We start from the raw sequence: 19,879 nt of genomic DNA, 5'->3' as shown, positions 1-19,879 counted from the left end.
TCCTGCGTTAAAGGAATATTGCAGGCTCTGTGCCATGTCCTGGAATTGCCGGTTTATCAAGGGTTGGAGGCGGATGATGGGGTATCAGGGTGCACCGGGGAAAACAGTCTGTTGATTCACTGTTGCTGGGTAAACACCGACTGTTCCCGGTCATGAGCTTATGCATAAATAGAATTTAATCAGGGTTTTACAAGAGCGTTATGGTCTATAAAAATAGCCCTCCAGGAGCCCCTGATGAACCTGTCCCGATACTTGCGCGGTCTGTTGGCCAGCGCCCTGTTTGCCGCGCCTTTGAGCTACGGTGCCGACCCCGTGGTGTTGCACGTCGGCGATCAGAACTACTACAACATTCGCGCGTCGGTGGAGGCCTCGGGTGTGCTGCAAGGAGCGCCCTATACCGTTGACTGGAAGCACTTCCAGGCCGCTGCACCGCTGGCCGAAGCGCTGAATACCGGCGCGTTGGACCTGGGTTTTCTCGGTGATTCGGGGTTTCTGTTTCTGGCCGCCAAACAGGCACCGGTCAAGCTGATCGGCGTGTCGCGGCAGAACCCGGACACCATCGCCTTGCTGGTGCCCAAGGACTCGCCGGTGAAAACCATCGCCGACCTCAAGGGCAAGAAAGTCGCTTACTGGCCCGGCGCCTGGAGCCAGCAGCTGACCCTGCGCGCCCTGGAACAAGCCGATTTGCCGGATAACTACGTCGACTTCATCAAACTGATGCCAATCGACGCCGCTGCCGCGTTACCCCAAGGCAGCATCGATGCGTTTCCGGTCTGGGAACCCTACATTTCCCAGCAGATTCTGTTCTCCGGCGCCCGGCCGATTCTTACCGCCAAAAACCTGATGCCCGGCCTGAGCGCCATCGCCGCTTCGACGCCTTCGATCGACAGCAAACGCGAAGCCATTGCCGACTTCCTGGTGCGCCTGAAAAAGGCCCGGGCCTGGGTCGACACTCACACTGACGAGTACGCCGATCTCTGGGCGAAAAAGGCCAACCTTGATCAGAACGTGTCGCGCCATTGGCTGCGCCAGGCGCACATGACCGTCGGCCCGGTGGATCAACAGGCTGCTGCGGATCTGCAAAGCACCGCGGACTTCCTGTTCAAGGTCAAGGCACTGCCGGCCGCCCTGGCGACGGCACCGATCATCGACAGCTCGTTCCAGCAGGCGCTGGCGCAATAACCGAAAATTGAAGGCATAACACGAGTCCGGGAGCGGGCGCTGGAACCAAACACTGTGTACCCTTATCCAACCTCGGCTTGCAGCGATCTGCGAGCCGGTCGAGGGATGAATGGGCGAGGGGTTTTTGCCATTAAACGTGATGACCGCAAGGTCTGGTCCAAGGCAAAACATGAAGCAGCTGGTCAAGGTTCTCTCCGCGTTCGCCATCGCAGTCGGTCTGTTTGGCTGCATCGCCGCGCCCATTGATATGACGCCGCAGACGCAACAGCGTTTGCGCGAGCAAGCGCCGATCCGTTTTCTGCTGACCTTCGACGACGGGCCCAGCGCGTCCGGTTTTTACAACCCGACGGTCACCGTGCTCGACAGCCTCGCGCGCAATCCGCTGCAACCCGACATCAAAGCGGTGTTCTTCGTGCAGACCCGTGACTCACGCGCCGGCGGCAGTGAAGCGGGTCGACAGATCATGCGTCGCGAACACGCCGAAGGTCACCTGCTGGGCTTCCACACGGCCACGCGCCGGCACACCAACCATCGTTCGCTGGACCCGGAAGAACTGGAGCAGTCGCTCACTGATGGCAGCGCAGATATTGCCGCGATCACTGGCGCCTTGCCGACCCTGCTGCGCCCGCCGTTCTGGAACTATGACAAGCGCACCTTTGCGGCCTATCAACAGCACGGCATGCACGTACTGCTGACCGACCTGAGCGCCAATGACGGCAAGATCTGGGGCTTCAACGCCAGCCCTCGTCGGCGGGCCAATATGCTGCGGCAGCTGTCCGAAGTCCGCGAACGCATCGCCCTCGGCGAGTTACCGACGGTGGACGGGGTGATTCCGGTAGTGGTGACCTTTCACGACCTGAATCGCTACACCGCCCGGCATACCCGCGAATACCTGCAAATCCTGCTGGACAGCGCCCGTGCCACGGGAATGGCCACGGCGCAGAAACCGTTTTACGACGATACGGCAGCGCTGCAGCGGGCGGCCATGGCGCGTACTGTCCGTGACAGTTCAGAGGCGGTTGAGTTGCCAGGGATCTGGAACTGGTTGTGGGACGGGGATGCTCACTGAGCGATGTCGGGCGATAACAGTTCAAAGTGAGAAGTAGCTAACATTAATTGCTAGCGTTCGCTGGCGCGGGTTTATTGAAGTTGATCTACGCTGAGTGGGATCCAATCGGAAAACCGTTCCCGAGGGTGCTCGCCATGGTTCCAGTTCCCCAGCTTTGCAGCATTGTGGAGTCAGGTTTCAAACCGTTGTCCTGCGAATGCACCGTGAATCGCGATGAAACATTGCGGATCAAGGTCTTCGATCACAGCACCGGTCGGATTGAGCTATTGATTACCGGCGTATCGCCCGACGAGCTGACCAGTGTCCGCGATATTTCCAACCTGATCGGCGAACTTCGCACCGAAATGCGCGCCGGGCGCCGAGCGTTTGCCGGAGTCATGGCTTGATTTACGAACCTTCGCGCGGCAGCAGTTCATCGATCATCTGCAAACAATGATTCAACCCCGGCGATACATCGCCCACGCGCCTGCTGAGGATGATCGGCGAGGTGGCGTTGTCTTCCAGCACCGGGGTGAAGCCAATATCGTCGCGGTGCAGCAACTGCACTGAGGCCGGCACCAACGTCACCCCGATTCCCGCCCCCACCAGACCGATCGCCGTTTGCAGTTCGTTGGTCCATTGCGCCACGTTGATGTGCACGCCATAGGATTCAAACAACGCGATCACATGATCGGCATAACTGGGGCGCGGGTTGCCGGGGTAGAGCACAAAGGGTTCCTTCGCCAGTTCACGAAGGCTGATGGGCCTTGCAAGGAGCGGATGGCCGGCGGGCAGGGCGGCGACCAGTCGATCTTCGGTGAGCACGGTCTGGAGGATGGCCGGGTCGTCGATGCGGATGCGCCCGAAGCCAATATCAATGCGCCCGGCCTTGAGCGCTTGCACCTGTTGCAACGTGGTCATTTCCGAGAGCCCCAACTCCAGCGCCAGCGGCTCGCCGCTGCGCAGTCGGCGAATCAGTTCCGGCAGCACGCCATAGAGGGTCGAGGGCGCAAAGCCGATGCCCAGCCAGGTCTTTTCGCCCAAACCGATCCGTCGTGTGTTGTCGCACACCTTGCCCAGTTGTTCGAGCAGGGCGGTGGAGTGTTCATGGAAAAACCGCCCGGCGTCCGTCAGCTTCAGCGGTCGGCCGCGCTCCAGCAGAAGCACCCCGAGTTCGTCTTCCAGTTGCTGGATCTGCCGGCTCAGCGGCGGTTGGGCGATGTGCAGCAGTTCGGCGGCGCGGGTGAAGTTGAGGGTTTGAGCCAACACCTGAAAATACCGCAGGTGACGCAGTTCCATGAGGCCTCCGGACGTGGATCTGTTGAATACCTTTAAGGTATCGAGCCAGACCAATTCTATATTGGCCGCCTGGAAAAAGCCGTATGAGAATCCGTTCCAGAACTTTAAGAACCTGACGGGTATCGACATGCGTGCAACTGCCATTGAATCGATCGAGACGATCATCGTCGATCTGCCGACCATTCGCCCGCACAAGCTGGCGATGCATACGATGCAGAACCAGACCCTGGTGATCATTCGTGTGCGTTGTGCCGACGGCATTGAAGGTGTCGGTGAGTCGACCACCATTGGCGGTCTGGCCTATGGCAACGAAAGCCCGGACAGCATCAAGACCAACATCGACAAGCACTTTGCGCCACTCTTGATTGGCCAGGACGGCAGCAATGTGAATGCTGTGATGTTGCGCCTGGAGCGCAGCATTCGTGGCAACACCTTCGCCAAATCAGGTATCGAAAGCGCCTTGCTCGACGCCCAGGGCAAGCGCCTGGGCCTGCCGGTCAGCGAGCTGCTGGGCGGCCGTGTTCGTGATGCGCTGCCGGTGGCCTGGACCCTGGCCAGCGGCGACACCGCCAAGGACATCGCCGAAGCGGAAAAAATGCTCGACCTGCGTCGCCATCGGATCTTCAAGCTGAAAATCGGCGCAGGCGAGGTCAACCGCGACCTGGCCCACGTCATTGCGATCAAAAAGGCGCTGGGCGATCGCGCCAGCGTGCGGGTCGATGTCAATCAGGCCTGGGATGAAGCAGTCGCGCTGCGCGCTTGCCGGATCCTCGGAACCAACGGCATCGACCTGATCGAACAACCGATCTCGCGCAATAACCGCGCCGGCATGGTGCGCCTGAATGCCATGAGCCCGGCGCCGATCATGGCCGATGAATCCATCGAATGCGTGGAAGATGCTTTCAACCTGGCGCGTGAGGGCGCGGCTTCGGTATTCGCCCTGAAAATCGCCAAGAACGGCGGCCCACGCGCCGTGTTGCGAACCGCCGCGATTGCCGAGGCGGCCGGTATTGGCCTGTACGGCGGCACCATGCTCGAAGGCGGCATCGGCACGCTGGCCTCGGCCCATGCCTTCGTCACGCTCAACACACTGAGCTGGGATACCGAGTTGTTCGGTCCGCTGCTGCTCACCGAAGACATCCTCAGCGAGCCATTGGTCTACCGCGATTTCCAACTGCACGTCCCGCAGACACCGGGATTGGGCCTGGTTCTGGATGAAGAGCGCCTGGCGTTTTTCCGTCGGGACAAAGTATCCAGGACCACATCCACTGCCGTTCATCAAGCCTGAGGAGGGCATCATGCTGTTTCACGTAAAAATGACGGTGAATTTACCGGTCGACATGAACCCCGAACGCGTCGCTCAGCTCAAGGCCGACGAAAAAGCCCTGGCCCAGCGCCTGCAAGAGCAAGGCAAGTGGCGCCATCTGTGGCGCATCGCCGGGCTCTATGCCAATTACAGCGTGTTCGATGTCGACAGCGTTCAGGAACTGCACGACCTGCTGATGCAATTGCCGCTGTACCCGTACATGGCCATCGAGGTCAACGCGCTGTGCCGGCATCCTTCTTCCATTCGCGAGGATGACCGCTGAACCCAGCCTGTTCAGTTCGCTACGCTAATAATTACAAGATGAGGAACCACCATGAACGTCAAGATTTCCCACACTGCCAGTGCCCAGAAGTTTCTCGAAGACGCCAGCGGTCTGCATAACGAAGCCGGCGATCCGCGGGTCAAGGCGCTGATTTACCGGATCCTGCGCGATTCGGTGAACATCATCGAAGACCTGGCCGTGACCCCGGAAGAGTTCTGGAAAGCCGTCAACTACCTCAACGTGCTGGGTGCGCGTCAAGAGGCCGGGTTGGTGGTGGCCGGGCTCGGTCTGGAGCATTACCTCGACCTGCTGATGGATGCCGAAGATGAACAGGCCGGCAAGGCCGGCGGCACACCACGGACCATCGAAGGGCCGCTGTACGTGGCCGGTGCGCCACTGTCGGAAGGCGAAGCGCGGCTGGACGATGGCGTCGATCCGGGTGTGGTGCTGTTCATGCAGGGCCAAGTGCGCAACACCGCCGGCGAACCGCTGGCCGGCGCGGTGGTGGATGTCTGGCACGCCAACACCGGCGGCACTTATTCGTACTTCGATACCGCTCAATCGGAATTCAACCTGCGTCGTCGTATCGTCACCGATGCCGAGGGCCGTTACCGTTTTCGCAGCATCGTGCCGTCGGGTTATGGTTGCCCGCCGGACGGTCCGACTCAGCAACTGCTCGATCAACTGGGCCGTCATGGCCAGCGGCCGGCGCACATTCACTTCTTCATCTCCGCGCCGGATCATCGTCACCTGACCACCCAGATCAACCTCGACGGCGATCAGTACCTGCATGACGATTTCGCCTACGCCACCCGTGATGAGCTGATTGCCAAAATCACCTTCAGTGACGATCCGCAGCGTGCGGCGGCCCACGGTGTGAGCGGGCGCTTTGCCGAAATCGATTTTGACTTCACGCTGCAGACGTCTGCCCAGCCTGAGGAGCAGCAGCGCCACGAACGGGTTCGCGCGCTCGAGGGCTGATACCCTCGACCAGCCGAACCTTTGTGGGATCGAGCCTGCTCGCGAAAGCGGAGTGTCAGTCAACGTTGATGTTGAAGCTGATGGCCCTTTCGCGAGCAGGGCTCGCTCCCACAGGTCGGTTAACTGACACACCGTTACAACCACTGCCCTGGAATGGCCTGACGCAACCGATAACAACAATGAGAGTGAACCGATGATGCAAGCGCAATTGTTGAGTCATCGCAGCAGAGTCTTCGACCATGCCGACCCCTACGCGGTGTCGGGCTACGTCAATCAGCATGTCGGCAACCATTGCCTCCGGATGCCCAGGGCCGGCCGGCCGCTGGCCAGCCTCGATCATCGCAAATTCGCCAGCCTCGACCTGTGCCGCATCAGTTACGGCGCCAGCGTGCGGGTTATGTCCCATGCGCTGGACAGCATCTATCACTTGCAAGTGTTGCTGCGCGGCAACTGCCTGTGGCGTGGCCATGGCCAGGAACATTACTTCGCTCCCGGCGAGTTGCTGCTGATCAACCCTGACGATCCAGTGGATCTGACCTATTCCAGTGATTGCGAAAAGTTCATCCTGAAAGTCCCCGCCCGGCTGTTGGAGTCGGTGTGCGAAGAGCAGCGCTGGCGGTATCCGGGGCAGGGCGTGCGGTTCCTGGAGAACCGTTATCAGCTCAACGAACTGGAAGGTTTCGTCGGTCTGCTGGCGATGATTTGCCAGGAGGCGGAAGCCACCGAACAGATTCCGCGCGTGCAGGAGCACTATGCGCAAATCGTGGTCAGCAAGATGCTCGGCCTGATGAAGACCAACGTCGTCCGCACCGATCCCGGCTCACCCTCGGCCACGTTCGAGGCGCTGGTCGATTACATCGCGTGTAACCTCAAGCAGGACATCGACAGCGAAGAACTGGCGCGCCAGGCGCGGATGAGCCTGCGGTCGCTGTATGGGTTGTTCGAACGCAACGCGGGGGACACGCCGAAAAACTACATCCGGCAGAAAAAGCTCGAACGTATTCATGCCAACCTGAGCGACCCGACCTGCAACGTGCGCAACGTCACGGAAGTGGCCATGGATTACGGCTTTCTGCACCTGGGCCGGTTCTCCGACAGCTACCGCAAACAGTTCGGCGAATTGCCTTCCGACACCCTCAAGCGCCGTCATTGACCTGACCTGTAGGAGCCAGGCTTGCCGGCGAAGGCGCCCTTGAAGACGCTTTCGCCGGCAAGCCTGGCTCCTACAAAAAATCACTCTGCACAAAACGGATTTGATCGTTCCCACGCTCCCGCGTGGGAATGCCTCAACGGACGCTCCGCGTCCGCTTTTGGGACGCAGAGCGTCCCGCGCTGCATTCCCACGCAGAGCGTGGGAACGATCGGGCATCAGCACTAACGGATTGCAGTAAACGGATACAGGTCTGCACCCCGCGGATAGTCCGTCCCATCCTCTCGTCCTAGCATGGCCCTGCCTGAACAAAAACAATGGAGGCGGCGGCCATGACCCTGCGACCCGAATACCTTCACTCCCTGCTTGAAGACGACCCTGAGCAGGGCATCTATCGCTGCAAGCGCGAGATGTTCACCGATCCGCGGCTGTTCGACCTCGAGATGGAACACATCTTTGAAGGCAACTGGCTGTACCTCGCGCATGAAAGCCAGATCCCCAACAACAACGATTTCTACACCACCACCATGGGGCGTCAGTCGATCTTCATCGCGCGCAACAAGGACGGTGAACTGAACGCCTTTATCAATGCGTGCAGCCACCGTGGAGCGATGCTCTGCCGGCACAAGACCGGCAACAAGAGCACGTACACCTGCCCATTCCACGGCTGGACCTTCAACAACTCCGGCAAGCTGCTCAAGGTCAAGGACCCGGCTGCGGCCGGCTACCCGGCGAGCTTCAATTGCGAAGGCTCCCACGACCTGACCAAAGTCGCGCGTTTCGAGTCTTATCGCGGTTTCCTGTTCGGCAGCCTCAAGGCCGATGTGGTGCCGCTGGTTGAGCATCTGGGCGAGTCGGCGAAGATCATCGACATGATCGTCGACCAGTCCGCCGATGGCCTGGAAGTGCTGCGCGGTTCCTCCAGCTACATCTACGAAGGCAACTGGAAACTCACCGCCGAAAACGGTGCCGACGGTTATCACGTCAGCTCGGTGCACTGGAACTACGCCGCGACCCAGAACCAACGCAAACAGCGCGAGGCCGGTGATTGCAACCCGACCATGAGCGCCGGCAGTTGGGCCAAGCAGGGCGGCGGTTTCTATTCCTTCGACAAGGGCCACATGTTGCTCTGGACCCGTTGGGCCAACCCCGAGGACCGTCCGCTGTACGAACGTCGTGACGAGTTGGCCCGGGATTTCGGCAAGGCTCGCGCCGACTGGATGATCGAGAATTCGCGCAACCTGTGCCTGTACCCGAACGTGTACCTGATGGACCAGTTCAGTTCGCAGATCCGCATCGCCCGGCCGATCTCGGTCAACCGCACCGAAATCACCATTTACTGCATCGCCCCCAAAGGCGAAAGCGACCACGCCCGGTCGAGCCGGATTCGTCAGTACGAGGACTTCTTCAACGTCAGCGGCATGGCGACCCCGGACGATCTGGAAGAGTTTCGCTCCTGCCAGACGGGTTACCAGGGCAGCGTTACCGCCTGGAACGACATGTCCCGTGGTGCCGAACATTGGGTGGAAGGCGCCGATGACGCGGCCAAAGAGATCGACCTGCATCCGCTGCTCAGCGGCGTGCGTACCGAAGACGAAGGCCTGTTCGTGCTGCAACACAAGTATTGGCAGCAAACGATGCTCAAGGCGTTGGCCGTTGAGCAGTCCGAACTGATTGCAGTGGAGGCCGTGCAATGACCATTACCTATGACGCGGTGCGCGACTTTCTCTACCGCGAAGCACGCTACCTCGACGACAAACAATGGGACGACTGGCTGGAGTTGTATGCGCCGGACGCGACATTCTGGATGCCGTCCTGGGACGACAACGACGAGCTGACTGAAGACCCGCAGCGGGAAATCTCGCTGATCTGGTACGGCAACCGCACCGGCCTGGAAGACCGCATCTTCCGCATCAAGACCGAACGCTCCAGCGCCAGCGTGCCGGACACCCGCACCTCGCACAACCTCAGCAACATCGAGCTGCTCGAACAGGCTGACGGGCTGTGCAAGGTGCGCTTCAACTGGCACACCCTGAGCTTTCGCTACAAGACCGTCGACAGCTATTTCGGCAGCAGCTTCTACACCCTCGATGTGCGCGGTGAGAACCCGTTGATCAAGGCCAAGAAAGTGATCCTGAAGAACGACTACGTTCGCCAGGTCATCGATGTCTACCACCTCTGAGGCGGCCGTCATGACTCATTCCATTGCATTCAATTTCGAAGACGGCGTCACCCGATTCATCGACGCCAACGCCGGCGAAACCGTGGCCGATGCCGCGTATCGCCAGGGCATCAATATTCCCCTGGACTGCCGCGACGGCGCCTGCGGCACCTGCAAATGCTTCGCCGAGGCTGGCCGCTATGATTTGGGCGAGGACTACATCGAAGACGCCCTCAGCGCCGACGAAGCGCAGCAGGGTTTTGTCCTGACCTGCCAGATGCGCGCGCAGAGCGATTGCGTGGTGCGGGTGCCGGTTTCATCGGATGTCTGCCGCACCCGTCAGGCCAGTTACGACGCAACCATCAGCGCCGTACGCCAGTTGTCCGACAGCACCATCGCGCTGTCGATCAAGGGCGAAGCCCTGAGCAAACTGGCGTTCCTGCCGGGGCAGTATGTGAACCTCGGGGTGCCCGGCAGTGAGCAGACCCGCGCTTACTCGTTCAGCTCGTTGCAGCGCGACGGCGAAGTCAGCTTTCTGATTCGCAACGTACCCGGCGGCTTGATGAGCAGTTTCCTGACCGGCATGGCCAAGGCCGGCGACAGCATGAGCCTGGCCGGACCGTTGGGCAGCTTCTATTTGCGCGACATCCGCCGTCCGTTGCTGCTGTTGGCGGGTGGTACCGGCCTGGCGCCGTTTACCGCGATGCTGGAAAAAATCGCCGAGCAGGGCAGTGAGCATCCGCTGCATTTGATCTACGGCGTAACCAACGATTTTGACCTGGTGGAACTCGATCGGCTGGAGGCCTTCGCCGCGCGAATTGCGAACTTCAGCTTCAGTGCCTGCGTGGCCAATCCCGACAGCCGGCACCCGCTCAAGGGCTACGTGACCCAACACATCGAGCCACGGCATTTGAACGAGGGCGACGTCGACGTCTACCTGTGCGGCCCGCCGCCGATGGTCGAGGCAGTCAGCCAGTTCATTCGCGAACAAGGCATTGCGCCGGTGAACTTCTACTACGAGAAATTTGCCGCCAGCGCGGCCTGAGCCGTGCTGGGGGGAGCGATGAAAATCCTGTGGGAGCGTGGCTTGCCCGCGAAGAATGCACCGCGGTTTTACAGGCATTACGTGTCATCGTTCATCGCGGGCAAGCCACGCTCCCACAGAACTAACTGACCGGCAAACTTCGTCACGAGGTACACATGAACAGATTCCACGAAAAAGTCGCGCTGATTACCGGTGCCGCCCAGGGCATCGGCCGGCGCGTGGCTGAACGCATGGCCGCCGAAGGTGCGCGGTTGATTCTGGTCGACCGCTCCGATCTGGTGTTCGAACTCCAGAAGGAACTGGGGCAGAGCAGCCAGGTACTTGCCCTGACCGCCGACCTTGAGCAGTACAGCGAATGCAGTCGCGTAATGCGCACCGCTGTCGAACGTTTTGATCGCCTCGATGTGCTGGTCAATAACGTCGGCGGCACGATCTGGACCAAGCCTTTCGAGCACTATGAAGAGCAGCAGATCGAAGCCGAAGTCCGCCGTTCGTTGTTCCCGACGCTGTGGTGTTGCCATGCCGCACTGCCGTTCATGCTCGAACAAGGCAGCGGCGCCATCGTCAACGTTTCGTCCATTGCCACCCGTAGTGTCAATCGCGTGCCGTACGGTGCGGCGAAGGGCGGGGTCAATGCGCTGACCGCATGCCTGGCGTTCGAAACGGCCGGTCGTGGCGTGCGGGTCAACGCGACCGCCCCCGGTGGTACCGAGGCGCCGCCGCGGCTGATCCCGCGCAATGCCGCGGAACAAAGCGCTCAGGAAAAGCTCTGGTACCAGCAGATTGTCGACCAGACCCTCGACAGCAGTTTGATGAAGCGCTATGGCACGCTGGATGAGCAGGCAAGCGCTATCCTGTTTCTGGCCAGCGACGAAGCCTCCTACATCACCGGGATGGTCATGCCGGTCGGTGGCGGGGATCTGGGCTGACAGGTTTGCAACACACCCTCCATGAACGGGAGTCATCCTGATGAGCGACAAACCCACCATTGTGCTGGTCCACGGTTTTTGGGGCGGTGCCGCCCACTGGAACAAGGTCATCGCCGAACTGATCCACAAGGGCTACACGAACATCCGCGCGGTCGAAATACCGCTGACCTCCCTGGCCGACGACGTGATGCGCACCCGCAAAATGGTGGCGCAGGTGTCGGGACCGGTATTGCTGGTGGGGCATTCCTATGGCGGCGCGGTGATCACCGAGGCTGGCGATCAACCGAATGTCGTCGGGCTGGTGTACATCGCCGCGTTTGCCCCGGACGTCGGCGAAAGTCCCGCGAGCATTACGCAACAGCATCCACCGGCGGCGGCCGCGAACCTGGCCCCCGACAGCGATGGCTATTTGTGGGTCAAGCCTGAGCTTTACCACGAAAGCTTCTGTCAGGATCTGCCCGCCATCGACGGGTTGGTCATGGGCATTACCCAGAAAGCACCGCTGGCCAGCACGTTTGGCGACACCATCAACACAGTGGCGTGGAAGAATAAACCGTCGTGGTATCAGGTCTCTGCCTACGACCGGATGATCGCGCCGCAAAACCAGCAATCAATGGCGGTGCGACTGAACGCCAGGGAGATTCTGACCCTGAACGCCAGCCATGCGTCGCTGGCTTCGATGCCGGCCGAGATTGCCGGGTTCATCGACAAGGCCGCGACGGCATTGGCCAAAGCCTAGAGAGGCTGCGACCTACAAGCGGCGCTGAAACGCTTTGACGATTCTGAGCGTGGCGTCGCTTGTTTTCAGGTTCTGGACGGCGTCCAGCGGATGCCAGATGCAGTCATGGATTTCATTCTGTGGCCGAGCCTCTGCGATGTTTACGACCGACGCCTCGTAAACATGGTGCCGGGTGCTGGTCGTTTCCCATTCCATCAGGTACAGCATGTCATCGACCTCAAGCCCTGTTTCCTCGTAGAGCTCTCGCATGGCCGCGCCCGCAGCGGTTTCGCCAGGCTCGATTTTTCCGCCTGGCAAGGTCCAGCGACACTTGGGTTTGCGCACCAGGAGAATATGCCGATCCTGCTCGCAAATGACGGTTGCACGTACTTTCATGGGTTACTCGACTGCCGTTTGTCACAAAACAGTCATAAAAATGCAATATTCAGACCGACATCCGCAGAAGTGTCTGCTTCAAGGGTTGGAGTCGACAGCGCAGCTGAAAGTGCAATGAAATGCCGGAATCCTGACGCGACGTCTGGCTGGCACTTCAGTGAAGGTCGGGTGTAAGGTAATTGAGTCGATTCAGGACTATCACTGCCGAAATGGAGGTGACTATGAGCGTTCCGATGCTGACCAAAATGCACATGAACGGCTACGACGTACTCAGCGTGAACAATGGCCCCTGGCGGGTGTGCACCAAAGGTGACCGGCTGGGAGCCTTTGGCAGCAGAGAGGAAGCACTGGCCTATGCGGCTTCGCTTCCCGCCTACAGAGCCCGGTCGGGTAAAGCGTCGCGTAGCCACAAATCAGACAAGTAGCGCGTTGCAGCAGCTGCCGAGCCTGAGAGGCTGCGTTCGGCAGCTGCTACAGGTCAGTAACCGCCGCCCATCCCGCCCGTGGAGGGGGAATATTCTCTGGCTTTTTGTTGGGCTCGACTCCATTGCGCGCAGGTCATGAAACTTTTGTGGTCGACCTTGCCCGTGCCATCGAAGCTGACATTGTACGGTTGCTGATGGCCGGCCTGCGTCAGCTTGTAGTCAAAGCAGGTGCCCGGTTCCACCGTGCGCGGTGTTATCGATACAGGCTGACCGCCAATCTGCTGGACTTGATCCTTACTCATGCCGGTCTCGACCTTGGCGACCAGCGGTTGGTCTCGATAAACGTGTGATTCCGTGTTGCAGCCACCTGACGCCGCCAGCACGGCGATCAGCGCGCATAGAGGCTTGTTCATGACAGCGCTCTCTAGTGAACTTTCGTTCGAGTGATGGATTTTGCTTTTACTTCTTCAGCATAGCCCGCCAGTCGCTCTTCATCGCCCTGGAACAACGCGCACAGCCTTAGTGTTGCCTCTGCGTCCACGTCATTGCCGGCCTGGCGCAACTGATCGGCGATGCGCAAAAGTTCTACCGCCGACCACCTCAGGTCCGACGCCACGCCTTGCAGGTCACGCCGAAGTTGCTGTTCATATTCGTTAAGCCACATGATGACCTCCTGCAATTCCCCGCTACGAAATAGTAATCCCATTTACCTGTCTGGAGCGTTATGTTCGTCTGATCGCAAGAGAGTCGAAATCATGCAACAACCTGTCTACCAACTGCTGGAAGTCGCCAACGGCAAGCCGATCAAACTCTGGACCGAGGGTGTGCCGGTCGAAAGCGAAGCCCGGCAGCAATTGATCAATACCGCGAAGATGCCGTTCATCTTCAAGCACCTGGCGGTGATGCCGGATGTGCATCTGGGCAAAGGGTCCACCATCGGCAGTGTGATCCCCACCGTGGGCGCGATCATTCCGGCGGCGGTGGGGGTGGACATCGGCTGCGGCATGATTGCCGCGCGCACGTCACTGACCGCCGCCGACTTGCCAGACAACCTGCACGGCCTGCGCAGCGCCATCGAAAAGGCCGTGCCCCATGGCCGCACGTTGAGCCGTGGCCGCCGCGATGAAGGCGCCTGGAATCACGTTCCACAGCAGGCCGATCAAGCCTGGGCGGCGCTGAGCTCACGGTTCAAGGCGATCACCGACAAATACCCGAAACTCGCCAGCACCAACAATCGTCATCACCTGGGCACCCTCGGCACCGGTAATCACTTCATCGAGGTCTGCCTGGACGAGGCCAACCGCGTCTGGTTCATGCTGCACAGCGGTTCTCGCGGCGTTGGCAATGCCATCGGGACCCTGTTCATTCAATTGGCCCAGGCGGACATGCGCCAGCACATCGCCAATCTGCCGGACCGCGATCTGGCCTATTTCAAGGAAGGCAGCCGGCATTTCGATGACTACGTCGAAGCGGTGGGCTGGGCTCAGGACTTCGCCCGGCAGAACCGCGCGTTGATGATGCAGGCGGTGATTCAGGCCGCGCGGCAAGTGATCCGCAAACCCTTCGAGGTCGCGCTGGAGGCTGTGAACTGTCACCACAATTACGTGCAGAAAGAGCGGCACTTCGGCGAAGACGTGCTGGTCACCCGCAAGGGCGCGGTGTCGGCGAAGAAGGGCGAACTGGGGATCATTCCCGGCTCCATGGGCGCCAAAAGCTTCATCGTTCGGGGGCTCGGCAACGAGCAATCGTTCTGTTCCTGCAGCCACGGTGCCGGTCGGACCATGAGCCGCACCAAAGCCAAAAATACCTTCACTGTCGCAGACCAGATCCGCGCGACCGCTCATGTGGAGTGCCGCAAGGATGCGGCGGTCATCGATGAGATTCCGATGGCTTACAAGGACATCGACAAAGTCATGTACGCCCAGCGTGATTTGGTGGAAGTGCTGCACACCTTGCGACAGGTGGTCTGCGTGAAGGGGTAGGAAGGCAAGGTGCTTCCGTTGGTCGGGAACATTAACGCGAATGAACAGCTCTGCTGTCGTATTGAGGTAATGATTCATTTGCTGGGGAGGCCATCTCAAATGACGATTACCGATGATTTCAGACACCATGCGCATGAGCTGATCGTTGACCTGGATGCGGCAACCACGGAAATGATGAAACTGATCTCGGCCCATCAGTTGAGCGGCACGGAATGGGAGCGGGTCACGAAATGGCAGCATGAAGCGTACGAGCGATGGATGACGTACCTGAATGCGAGGTCGTATCCCGATTCCGGCTCGGGGGCCGAGCCGGGGCAGGGCGAAGCCCCTGTATAGACCCGTGTCGTATGTCGCAGCCGTATGTCGGAATCCAGGAATGGTCATTCCTGAAATAACTTCCAAGAGCAAACCGTCCCCGGGAGTTTGGCTATGAATGATGATCGAAAAAAGGCAGCCCTCGATGCCTGGTACCGGCTCTTGAGAGAGCCGGAGGCCGGGATGGATTGTGAAGAACACTACGACAAATTGCTGAAAGCGGCGGATGAAATGGAGGGTGCCCGGCTCATCAACAACGCCGAATGGCGTGAGCTGGTGCGCGATGCGCGGGGGGCTTTTTCCGCTGCAATCGATGGCATCGGGAGTGGAATAGTCAGTAGATGACTTAAAAATAGTGTGGACATTTAATGAGTTAGGAGATTTAGTAACTGGATAGTGAATCAGAATATCTTGTTACAAGTCGCGCGATTGGGTAATATTGCCCCGCGTTCACCACCACGGTTTATGCATTTTTAAAGCCCAGGCGTCCATCAGCTGCCTGGGCTTTTTTTTTGTCTGGATTTTGGAATGGCTTATGAGCGCGCTGCCGGCAGAGAGCCAGCAGCGTCGATGGTGAGCGTGATGGACAAACGTTATTGATGCCTGTCGTTACCCGGCTGGATCAGCCTTGCGCCGATCGCTGCCGGATGGGTTGCCAGTGTCAAGAAGCCTCCTTTCTACCAGGACATTTTGCAGGGCCTGGCGTGCCGAAGGGCTTAACTGATGTTCTCTCTCCTTGAGTTCGAGCAAGATGGGGTTGGACCATCCACGATAGGTTTGCTCGGAAATTCGAGTAGATGTCATCTATCTCTCCTTTGATGAGTCGCCCGACAACACAGTGGGCGAAGTCCTGTGCGCTAAAAATCCTAGTTGAGGAAACGACTTGTCGCCAGTGAACGGATTGCAATGAGGTGCCGATCATCCTTCGCGACGCGGGTAGCCTACGATTCGGGCGTAAACTAAAGAGGCTACCTCACCAAAAGGAGCCGCATATGATCGCCGACCAAATGAATAGACAGGAGTCGGAGCAAAGCGTTGTTTGGGATCAATACTTCTGTGCCGCGTTGATTGCGGAAAGCAATCTGACGGCACCGGTGGTAGGAGAAGCCACCCACGAAGACAGGCAGAATCTGTTAATCCAAAGGGCCAAAGCACTCGCCGATAAGATGCTGGAAAACAGAAGATAACCGGAGCCCAGCCATTGCGCTGGGCTCTTCACTTTTTGATGTGCTTATCTTTGTGCCAAGTGAGCGCTCCTTGGTCGCGGATCGTCTACAGTTGGTAATTCATGGATACGGAGATCGAACATGAAGTGCCTAATCTGTCAGGCTGCCTCTAATGCTGTTCACGCGGCTGGAGACTGGTCAGAAGTCAAATGCTCGGCCGGATGTGGACGCTACAAAGTCTCGGCGAACCTTGTGGCGAAAATGAAATTCAAGAACGAGTTCTTTGACATCGAACGCACAAGACGATGGCTTGAGATGTCCCGAATCGATGAGCCGGTGCCGTTGATATCCACCTATGACTACCACGTTGCCTTATTGCATCGCGACACCGAGGAGAGGTCGGGCATCGCGCCGACTCGTTCCAGGCAGCCACTGACTTCGAATTAGAATCCGTCCCCGATGCTGACGCAGACTCTGCAGGAGCAGCCTTTGGCAGCTCCTGCAGGGGCTCACGCAGGTAATGCTCGATCTATCGACAAAAAAACAAGCAACCTCCATGGATAGCCCCTGTCGATATCAACATGTCCCCGCTATTCGTCATCACACCTACCCAGGTTGTCAGCATTTATGGCGGGCTGAAAGCGGCTAACTGAATGATCAGGAGGTGGCTATGAGCTGTCCGCTTTGTGGAAACACTAATGCGCTGGAAGATCTTTCGTTCGGCGGTGGCTTGCGTATTTATTGTGAGCCGTGCGGTGGTTTCTATCGGATTTCAACAACCCTGAATGCCTTGGCCGACGGAAGGACCTATGACACCGAGCGCACTCGAGCCCGACTGAAAAAGAAGCGTGAAACCGACCAGTTGGAAGATCAAGAGCCGGCGCTAGGCGCGGAGGACAAAGACCTGCTCGTCGAGCCCAACTGATGTGTCGCGTAATAAGCATGCGCCCCAGCGAATAACGCACTGGGTATGGGAAGGGTATCTCTGCGAGACAGTTGCGGTGGATGTGTGCAGAACGATTCGCCTGACCCTGAAACCGGGTTTCGAACGGGATTCCAGGCCAGGCGAGCGTGCCAGATCCATGCGAGCTTTAATCCTGATGAACGCTTAAGCGGCCCGGTTAATGATGAGCCTGTGCCACTCCGTGTAAAACCGTCGCAGCGGCGGATTGAGATCGAGTGCTGGCAATGTTTCCCAGCGATACGACGCCAACCAGACGCTTGTCTCGGTTGAGCACGGGCAGGCGACGCAGTTGCACGTCCGCCATGTTCTTTGCCACATGCTCTATGTCTTCATCCTCAAAGCAATAGCGGATACCGCCAGTCATTATTTTGCTGATAGGGGTTTTGCCGGTGAGTCCTTCGGCTACGGCTCTAATGGTTATATCCCGGTCCGTGATCATGCCAACCAGACGCTCTTGCTCCTCAACCATGATGGCGCCGCTATCGATCCTGGCCATCATGTTCGCGGCCTCCTGGATCGTCTGGCTTGGCTTGGCTGTTAAAACATCTTTCGTCATAACTTCCGAAATCTTCATGAAGAGACTCCTTTAAAGTGATGCTTCAGTAATTAAGGGCTGCCAATTTTTTCGACTTGGAGGGGACGTGCGGGTTCAGATTGTTTTATCCCCGCTCGTCATGTTGGCGGGGCGTCACTGGGGATTCGTATAGGCGGGGTGAGTCCGGGGGCGAGTCATGTGCTCAGGCCGTCGATAGGCTCTATCAGTTCTGAGCCCTGGTTCCTCACATTGCCCACGGCCATGTCCACTTTGAACCATTCGAAGACGTCGCAAGGTTCGCTTTGCTGCAGGAGTATCTGTTCGGCGCGCTCCTTGGGCGTGTAGGGATCAATCCATTCCCGGGCCAGTTCGGGGCTGAGCGTCACTGGCCGACGGTCGTGAATATCCACCATGCCGCCTTCACTGTCCGCGGTGATGATCACGAAGCCGTCATGCTCGTCCGGCTCCTTTTCGTACCTTGGATACTGACCAATTGCGGCGCACAGGATCGGCGCGCGATCCTTGCGACGGATCAGGTAAGGCTGTTTCTTCGGACCGCCCTCGTAAACCCATTCAAACCAGTTGTCGATGGCAATGATTGCCCGGTGCGGCCATATTTCCTTGAAGAATGGGTCGTGGGCGACTTTCTCAACCCTGGCGTTGATCGGTGTCGCATGATCCCTGGCCCAGTGCGGTCGCCAGCCCCAACGAACCTTGTCGGCGTGCAGCATGCCGCTTTCCTCGTGGAACAGGGCGAGCTGAGTCGACGGCGCGGCGTTGTAGAGCTCAAGCGGCTGATCGCCAGCATTGTTGACCAGGGCGTTGGGCATACTCAGCGCCGCCACGAACTCGTGAATGCCTCGATACTGCGAAAGTCGTCCGCACATGGCTGAGCCCTCATGCTTAATCCTGAGCTTAGACAATAGTTTCAGGGCGATCCATGAGGCGATCTGACATATCGCGAAGCCGGTCAGCTTCACGATCCCCCGACACGCCAATATCTGAACCCGGCCAGTCAGTTAAGCAATTTCAGCCACGACGCAATCTATGTAGCAGCTGCCGAGCCTGCGAGGCTGCGTTCGGCTGCGTAGCAGTCGTGAGTCCGACAGATGCAGTCTGCCTGACACACCGCAATTTCTGATTTTTATTCAAGACGTTATTTTTCAACTGCCGGTCGAAGTCTTAAGCCTTTCTATTGCGGTGTTACATCCATACTGGGCGGCTTTTTGGAGATAGCGAAGATTTTCCTGTTTTAGACTCTGCCTCGACATTTGAGTAGCGACAGACATGTAGAGGTTGGCGCGAATACCTTTTTCATCGAGCGAGACGATTACATCGTTGTCTTGGGAGCCGTGCAGTCTATCGCAGCTCGGTAGCATCGTCGGCTGCGGGTAGTACTTGCCATATAGGTTCTCAGCATTGGGTAAGGCATCGATCAGCGATCGGAATTCAGCTGTTTCGACATAATCAAAGCAATACGAGATCATCTGCAGGCCGGCTGGGGTAAAGCCATGACTCAGGCTGGTTTTCAGCAGCGCACAGACTTTATTGGCAACCTGGTCGCGAGGATCAAAGCGCGAGGATATCCAGGCCAGGCGGTACTGTGCAGCTGGGTTGCCCTCATCCGCTGACTGTTTGATCAGGGGGATTCCTTCGTTGAGAAGTGATTGCAATCGTTCTCTATATTGTTTTTTTTGCTCCTCGGAAGGTTTCACTTCAGCAGCGCGTTGATGATGTTTTTTGAAGAACTCATTGTCTTCTTTGTCGATCTCTTCAAGGTAGGGTAATGCTTTGAAGTACAACGCTTCGCTTTTGGGGGAAACTTTAAAGTTTTCTGCGTTTGCCGATGCTGTGCAGAAAACCAGAAATACTAGCGCGAAGCGCTCGATATTTGTTTTTGCCACGGTTCCATCCTTTGTCACGATCGTAGAGCGCGCTCCGATAGCACGGAGCCATATGCCCGCCACTGAGCGGGTTTTTATTCCGGTGAAAGA

At 58.4% G+C, this 19,879-nt stretch carries 26 protein-coding genes; 18 read left to right on the top strand and 8 right to left on the bottom strand.

The features are described 5' to 3' along the window. Nucleotides 1-234: 234 nt before the first annotated feature. From AB7M22_RS15070 to AB7M22_RS15060, 3 genes are all read left to right on the top strand, one after another. The gene (locus tag AB7M22_RS15070) at nucleotides 235-1,182 is read left to right on the top strand and encodes an ABC transporter substrate-binding protein (protein WP_454186905.1); all 948 of its coding nucleotides are present in this window, start codon (nucleotides 235-237) and stop codon (nucleotides 1,180-1,182) included. 169 nt (nucleotides 1,183-1,351) lie between these two features. After that, a complete protein-coding gene (locus AB7M22_RS15065) occupies nucleotides 1,352-2,251 on the top strand; it encodes a polysaccharide deacetylase family protein (RefSeq protein ID WP_454186904.1) in 900 nt (299 codons plus the stop codon). A gap of 134 nt (nucleotides 2,252-2,385) precedes the next feature. Next, nucleotides 2,386-2,637 (top strand): DUF1652 domain-containing protein, encoded by a 252-nt coding sequence (locus tag AB7M22_RS15060; protein ID WP_038982798.1) that lies wholly within the window; start codon nucleotides 2,386-2,388, stop codon nucleotides 2,635-2,637. Nucleotide 2,638: 1 nt separating this feature from the next. Here the strand turns inward: AB7M22_RS15060 and AB7M22_RS15055 are convergent, their stop codons facing one another. Continuing rightward, nucleotides 2,639-3,529: a LysR family transcriptional regulator gene (locus tag AB7M22_RS15055; RefSeq protein ID WP_008012375.1), complete on the bottom strand. Its 891-nt coding sequence runs from the start codon at nucleotides 3,527-3,529 to the stop codon at nucleotides 2,639-2,641. A 127-nt stretch (nucleotides 3,530-3,656) separates the two neighbouring features. Between AB7M22_RS15055 and AB7M22_RS15050 the strand changes: the two genes are divergently transcribed. From AB7M22_RS15050 to AB7M22_RS15010, 9 genes are all read left to right on the top strand, one after another. Continuing rightward, nucleotides 3,657-4,817 (top strand): muconate cycloisomerase family protein, encoded by a 1,161-nt coding sequence (locus tag AB7M22_RS15050; protein ID WP_454188818.1) that lies wholly within the window; start codon nucleotides 3,657-3,659, stop codon nucleotides 4,815-4,817. A 10-nt stretch (nucleotides 4,818-4,827) separates the two neighbouring features. Beyond that, nucleotides 4,828-5,118, top strand: a complete 291-nt coding sequence (catC, locus tag AB7M22_RS15045; protein WP_454186903.1) for a muconolactone Delta-isomerase — start codon at nucleotides 4,828-4,830, stop codon at nucleotides 5,116-5,118. Nucleotides 5,119-5,169: 51 nt separating this feature from the next. After that, a complete protein-coding gene (gene catA / locus AB7M22_RS15040) occupies nucleotides 5,170-6,099 on the top strand; it encodes a catechol 1,2-dioxygenase (protein ID WP_454186902.1) in 930 nt (309 codons plus the stop codon). 193 nt (nucleotides 6,100-6,292) lie between these two features. Beyond that, nucleotides 6,293-7,252 carry an AraC family transcriptional regulator gene (locus AB7M22_RS15035; RefSeq protein WP_454186901.1) on the top strand — a complete coding sequence of 320 codons (960 nt, stop codon included), beginning with the start codon at nucleotides 6,293-6,295 and terminating at the stop codon, nucleotides 7,250-7,252. A 329-nt stretch (nucleotides 7,253-7,581) separates the two neighbouring features. Beyond that, the gene (benA, locus tag AB7M22_RS15030) at nucleotides 7,582-8,946 is read left to right on the top strand and encodes a benzoate 1,2-dioxygenase large subunit (protein WP_454186900.1); all 1,365 of its coding nucleotides are present in this window, start codon (nucleotides 7,582-7,584) and stop codon (nucleotides 8,944-8,946) included. Next, entirely contained in the window at nucleotides 8,943-9,431 is a 489-nt protein-coding gene (benB, locus tag AB7M22_RS15025) for a benzoate 1,2-dioxygenase small subunit (RefSeq protein WP_007895555.1), read from the top strand. Before benA ends, benB begins: the two co-directional genes overlap by 4 nt. A 10-nt stretch (nucleotides 9,432-9,441) precedes the next feature. Beyond that, a complete protein-coding gene (gene benC / locus AB7M22_RS15020; RefSeq protein ID WP_454186899.1) occupies nucleotides 9,442-10,455 on the top strand; it encodes a benzoate 1,2-dioxygenase electron transfer component BenC in 1,014 nt (337 codons plus the stop codon). Nucleotides 10,456-10,610: 155 nt separating this feature from the next. Next, nucleotides 10,611-11,384: a 1,6-dihydroxycyclohexa-2,4-diene-1-carboxylate dehydrogenase gene (locus AB7M22_RS15015; protein ID WP_454186898.1), complete on the top strand. Its 774-nt coding sequence runs from the start codon at nucleotides 10,611-10,613 to the stop codon at nucleotides 11,382-11,384. A 40-nt stretch (nucleotides 11,385-11,424) separates the two neighbouring features. Next, the gene (locus AB7M22_RS15010; RefSeq protein ID WP_454186897.1) at nucleotides 11,425-12,123 is read left to right on the top strand and encodes an alpha/beta hydrolase; all 699 of its coding nucleotides are present in this window, start codon (nucleotides 11,425-11,427) and stop codon (nucleotides 12,121-12,123) included. A 12-nt stretch (nucleotides 12,124-12,135) separates the two neighbouring features. Here the strand turns inward: AB7M22_RS15010 and AB7M22_RS15005 are convergent, their stop codons facing one another. After that, entirely contained in the window at nucleotides 12,136-12,498 is a 363-nt protein-coding gene (locus tag AB7M22_RS15005; protein ID WP_454186896.1) for an NUDIX hydrolase, read from the bottom strand. A gap of 221 nt (nucleotides 12,499-12,719) precedes the next feature. Between AB7M22_RS15005 and AB7M22_RS15000 the strand changes: the two genes are divergently transcribed. Continuing rightward, nucleotides 12,720-12,923 carry an SPOR domain-containing protein gene (locus tag AB7M22_RS15000; protein WP_007895567.1) on the top strand — a complete coding sequence of 68 codons (204 nt, stop codon included), beginning with the start codon at nucleotides 12,720-12,722 and terminating at the stop codon, nucleotides 12,921-12,923. A 53-nt stretch (nucleotides 12,924-12,976) separates the two neighbouring features. Here the strand turns inward: AB7M22_RS15000 and osmE are convergent, their stop codons facing one another. Continuing rightward, on the bottom strand, nucleotides 12,977-13,336 hold the full coding sequence (osmE, locus tag AB7M22_RS14995) for an osmotically-inducible lipoprotein OsmE (protein WP_008012357.1): 360 nt from the start codon (nucleotides 13,334-13,336) through the stop codon (nucleotides 12,977-12,979). Between the two features lie 11 nt (nucleotides 13,337-13,347). Beyond that, nucleotides 13,348-13,587 carry a hypothetical protein gene (locus AB7M22_RS14990; protein WP_008012353.1) on the bottom strand — a complete coding sequence of 80 codons (240 nt, stop codon included), beginning with the start codon at nucleotides 13,585-13,587 and terminating at the stop codon, nucleotides 13,348-13,350. Between the two features lie 91 nt (nucleotides 13,588-13,678). Between AB7M22_RS14990 and AB7M22_RS14985 the strand changes: the two genes are divergently transcribed. The 3 genes from AB7M22_RS14985 to AB7M22_RS14975 all read left to right on the top strand — a co-directional run bounded on the left by AB7M22_RS14985 (nucleotide 13,679) and on the right by AB7M22_RS14975 (nucleotide 15,565). Further along, nucleotides 13,679-14,905: an RtcB family protein gene (locus AB7M22_RS14985; protein ID WP_008012350.1), complete on the top strand. Its 1,227-nt coding sequence runs from the start codon at nucleotides 13,679-13,681 to the stop codon at nucleotides 14,903-14,905. Nucleotides 14,906-15,004: 99 nt separating this feature from the next. Beyond that, nucleotides 15,005-15,241, top strand: coding sequence for a hypothetical protein (locus AB7M22_RS14980; RefSeq protein WP_454186895.1), 237 nt, complete (start codon nucleotides 15,005-15,007; stop codon nucleotides 15,239-15,241). Nucleotides 15,242-15,334: 93 nt separating this feature from the next. Then, the gene (locus AB7M22_RS14975) at nucleotides 15,335-15,565 is read left to right on the top strand and encodes a hypothetical protein (RefSeq protein WP_454186894.1); all 231 of its coding nucleotides are present in this window, start codon (nucleotides 15,335-15,337) and stop codon (nucleotides 15,563-15,565) included. A gap of 264 nt (nucleotides 15,566-15,829) precedes the next feature. Here the strand turns inward: AB7M22_RS14975 and AB7M22_RS14970 are convergent, their stop codons facing one another. After that, entirely contained in the window at nucleotides 15,830-16,024 is a 195-nt protein-coding gene (locus AB7M22_RS14970) for a hypothetical protein (RefSeq protein WP_008074997.1), read from the bottom strand. Between the two features lie 188 nt (nucleotides 16,025-16,212). Here AB7M22_RS14970 and AB7M22_RS14965 point away from each other — a divergent pair, with 188 nt between their 5' ends. Together AB7M22_RS14965 and AB7M22_RS14960 are read left to right on the top strand one after the other, a co-directional pair. Then, nucleotides 16,213-16,407 carry a hypothetical protein gene (locus tag AB7M22_RS14965; RefSeq protein WP_008012342.1) on the top strand — a complete coding sequence of 65 codons (195 nt, stop codon included), beginning with the start codon at nucleotides 16,213-16,215 and terminating at the stop codon, nucleotides 16,405-16,407. A gap of 649 nt (nucleotides 16,408-17,056) precedes the next feature. Continuing rightward, nucleotides 17,057-17,311: a hypothetical protein gene (locus AB7M22_RS14960; protein ID WP_454186893.1), complete on the top strand. Its 255-nt coding sequence runs from the start codon at nucleotides 17,057-17,059 to the stop codon at nucleotides 17,309-17,311. Between the two features lie 196 nt (nucleotides 17,312-17,507). On the opposite strand, the gene AB7M22_RS14955 is transcribed toward AB7M22_RS14960, so the two are convergent. The 3 genes from AB7M22_RS14955 to AB7M22_RS14945 form a co-directional block, all read right to left on the bottom strand. Further along, complete coding sequence (locus tag AB7M22_RS14955) at nucleotides 17,508-17,924, bottom strand: CBS domain-containing protein (RefSeq protein WP_454186892.1); 417 nt, start codon at nucleotides 17,922-17,924, stop codon at nucleotides 17,508-17,510. Nucleotides 17,925-18,079: 155 nt separating this feature from the next. Further along, nucleotides 18,080-18,772, bottom strand: coding sequence for an SOS response-associated peptidase family protein (locus tag AB7M22_RS14950; RefSeq protein WP_454188817.1), 693 nt, complete (start codon nucleotides 18,770-18,772; stop codon nucleotides 18,080-18,082). A 276-nt stretch (nucleotides 18,773-19,048) separates the two neighbouring features. Further along, the gene (locus AB7M22_RS14945) at nucleotides 19,049-19,789 is read right to left on the bottom strand and encodes a hypothetical protein (protein ID WP_454186891.1); all 741 of its coding nucleotides are present in this window, start codon (nucleotides 19,787-19,789) and stop codon (nucleotides 19,049-19,051) included. Nucleotides 19,790-19,879 lie beyond the last annotated feature (90 nt).

Source organism: Pseudomonas sp. ADAK2 TE3594 (assembly GCF_053628675.1).
The sequence above is the reverse complement of the archived record's forward strand: the minus strand, read 5'-3'. Positions and strand labels throughout refer to the sequence as shown.

Excerpts from the sequence above, each read along its gene's own strand:
- AB7M22_RS14960 (WP_454186893.1), top strand. The coding sequence starts at position 17,057 with ATGAGCTGTCCGCTTTGTGGAAACACTAATGCGCTGGAAGATCTTTCG.
- AB7M22_RS15015 (WP_454186898.1), top strand. The coding sequence starts at position 10,611 with ATGAACAGATTCCACGAAAAAGTCGCGCTGATTACCGGTGCCGCCCAG.
- AB7M22_RS14965 (WP_008012342.1), top strand. The coding sequence starts at position 16,213 with ATGATCGCCGACCAAATGAATAGACAGGAGTCGGAGCAAAGCGTTGTT.
- benA (WP_454186900.1), top strand. The coding sequence starts at position 7,582 with ATGACCCTGCGACCCGAATACCTTCACTCCCTGCTTGAAGACGACCCT.
- AB7M22_RS14975 (WP_454186894.1), top strand. The coding sequence starts at position 15,335 with ATGAATGATGATCGAAAAAAGGCAGCCCTCGATGCCTGGTACCGGCTC.
- benB (WP_007895555.1), top strand. The coding sequence starts at position 8,943 with ATGACCATTACCTATGACGCGGTGCGCGACTTTCTCTACCGCGAAGCA.
- AB7M22_RS14985 (WP_008012350.1), top strand. The coding sequence starts at position 13,679 with ATGCAACAACCTGTCTACCAACTGCTGGAAGTCGCCAACGGCAAGCCG.
- AB7M22_RS15070 (WP_454186905.1), top strand. The coding sequence starts at position 235 with ATGAACCTGTCCCGATACTTGCGCGGTCTGTTGGCCAGCGCCCTGTTT.
- AB7M22_RS15010 (WP_454186897.1), top strand. The coding sequence starts at position 11,425 with ATGAGCGACAAACCCACCATTGTGCTGGTCCACGGTTTTTGGGGCGGT.
- AB7M22_RS15055 (WP_008012375.1), bottom strand. The coding sequence starts at position 3,529 with ATGGAACTGCGTCACCTGCGGTATTTTCAGGTGTTGGCTCAAACCCTC.
- benC (WP_454186899.1), top strand. The coding sequence starts at position 9,442 with ATGACTCATTCCATTGCATTCAATTTCGAAGACGGCGTCACCCGATTC.
- AB7M22_RS15050 (WP_454188818.1), top strand. The coding sequence starts at position 3,657 with ATGCGTGCAACTGCCATTGAATCGATCGAGACGATCATCGTCGATCTG.
- AB7M22_RS15060 (WP_038982798.1), top strand. The coding sequence starts at position 2,386 with ATGGTTCCAGTTCCCCAGCTTTGCAGCATTGTGGAGTCAGGTTTCAAA.
- AB7M22_RS14950 (WP_454188817.1), bottom strand. The coding sequence starts at position 18,772 with ATGTGCGGACGACTTTCGCAGTATCGAGGCATTCACGAGTTCGTGGCG.
- AB7M22_RS14980 (WP_454186895.1), top strand. The coding sequence starts at position 15,005 with ATGACGATTACCGATGATTTCAGACACCATGCGCATGAGCTGATCGTT.
- catA (WP_454186902.1), top strand. The coding sequence starts at position 5,170 with ATGAACGTCAAGATTTCCCACACTGCCAGTGCCCAGAAGTTTCTCGAA.
- AB7M22_RS15065 (WP_454186904.1), top strand. The coding sequence starts at position 1,352 with ATGAAGCAGCTGGTCAAGGTTCTCTCCGCGTTCGCCATCGCAGTCGGT.
- AB7M22_RS14990 (WP_008012353.1), bottom strand. The coding sequence starts at position 13,587 with ATGTGGCTTAACGAATATGAACAGCAACTTCGGCGTGACCTGCAAGGC.
- AB7M22_RS15005 (WP_454186896.1), bottom strand. The coding sequence starts at position 12,498 with ATGAAAGTACGTGCAACCGTCATTTGCGAGCAGGATCGGCATATTCTC.
- AB7M22_RS15035 (WP_454186901.1), top strand. The coding sequence starts at position 6,293 with ATGATGCAAGCGCAATTGTTGAGTCATCGCAGCAGAGTCTTCGACCAT.
- osmE (WP_008012357.1), bottom strand. The coding sequence starts at position 13,336 with ATGAACAAGCCTCTATGCGCGCTGATCGCCGTGCTGGCGGCGTCAGGT.
- AB7M22_RS14955 (WP_454186892.1), bottom strand. The coding sequence starts at position 17,924 with ATGAAGATTTCGGAAGTTATGACGAAAGATGTTTTAACAGCCAAGCCA.
- AB7M22_RS14970 (WP_008074997.1), bottom strand. The coding sequence starts at position 16,024 with ATGACATCTACTCGAATTTCCGAGCAAACCTATCGTGGATGGTCCAAC.
- AB7M22_RS15000 (WP_007895567.1), top strand. The coding sequence starts at position 12,720 with ATGAGCGTTCCGATGCTGACCAAAATGCACATGAACGGCTACGACGTA.
- catC (WP_454186903.1), top strand. The coding sequence starts at position 4,828 with ATGCTGTTTCACGTAAAAATGACGGTGAATTTACCGGTCGACATGAAC.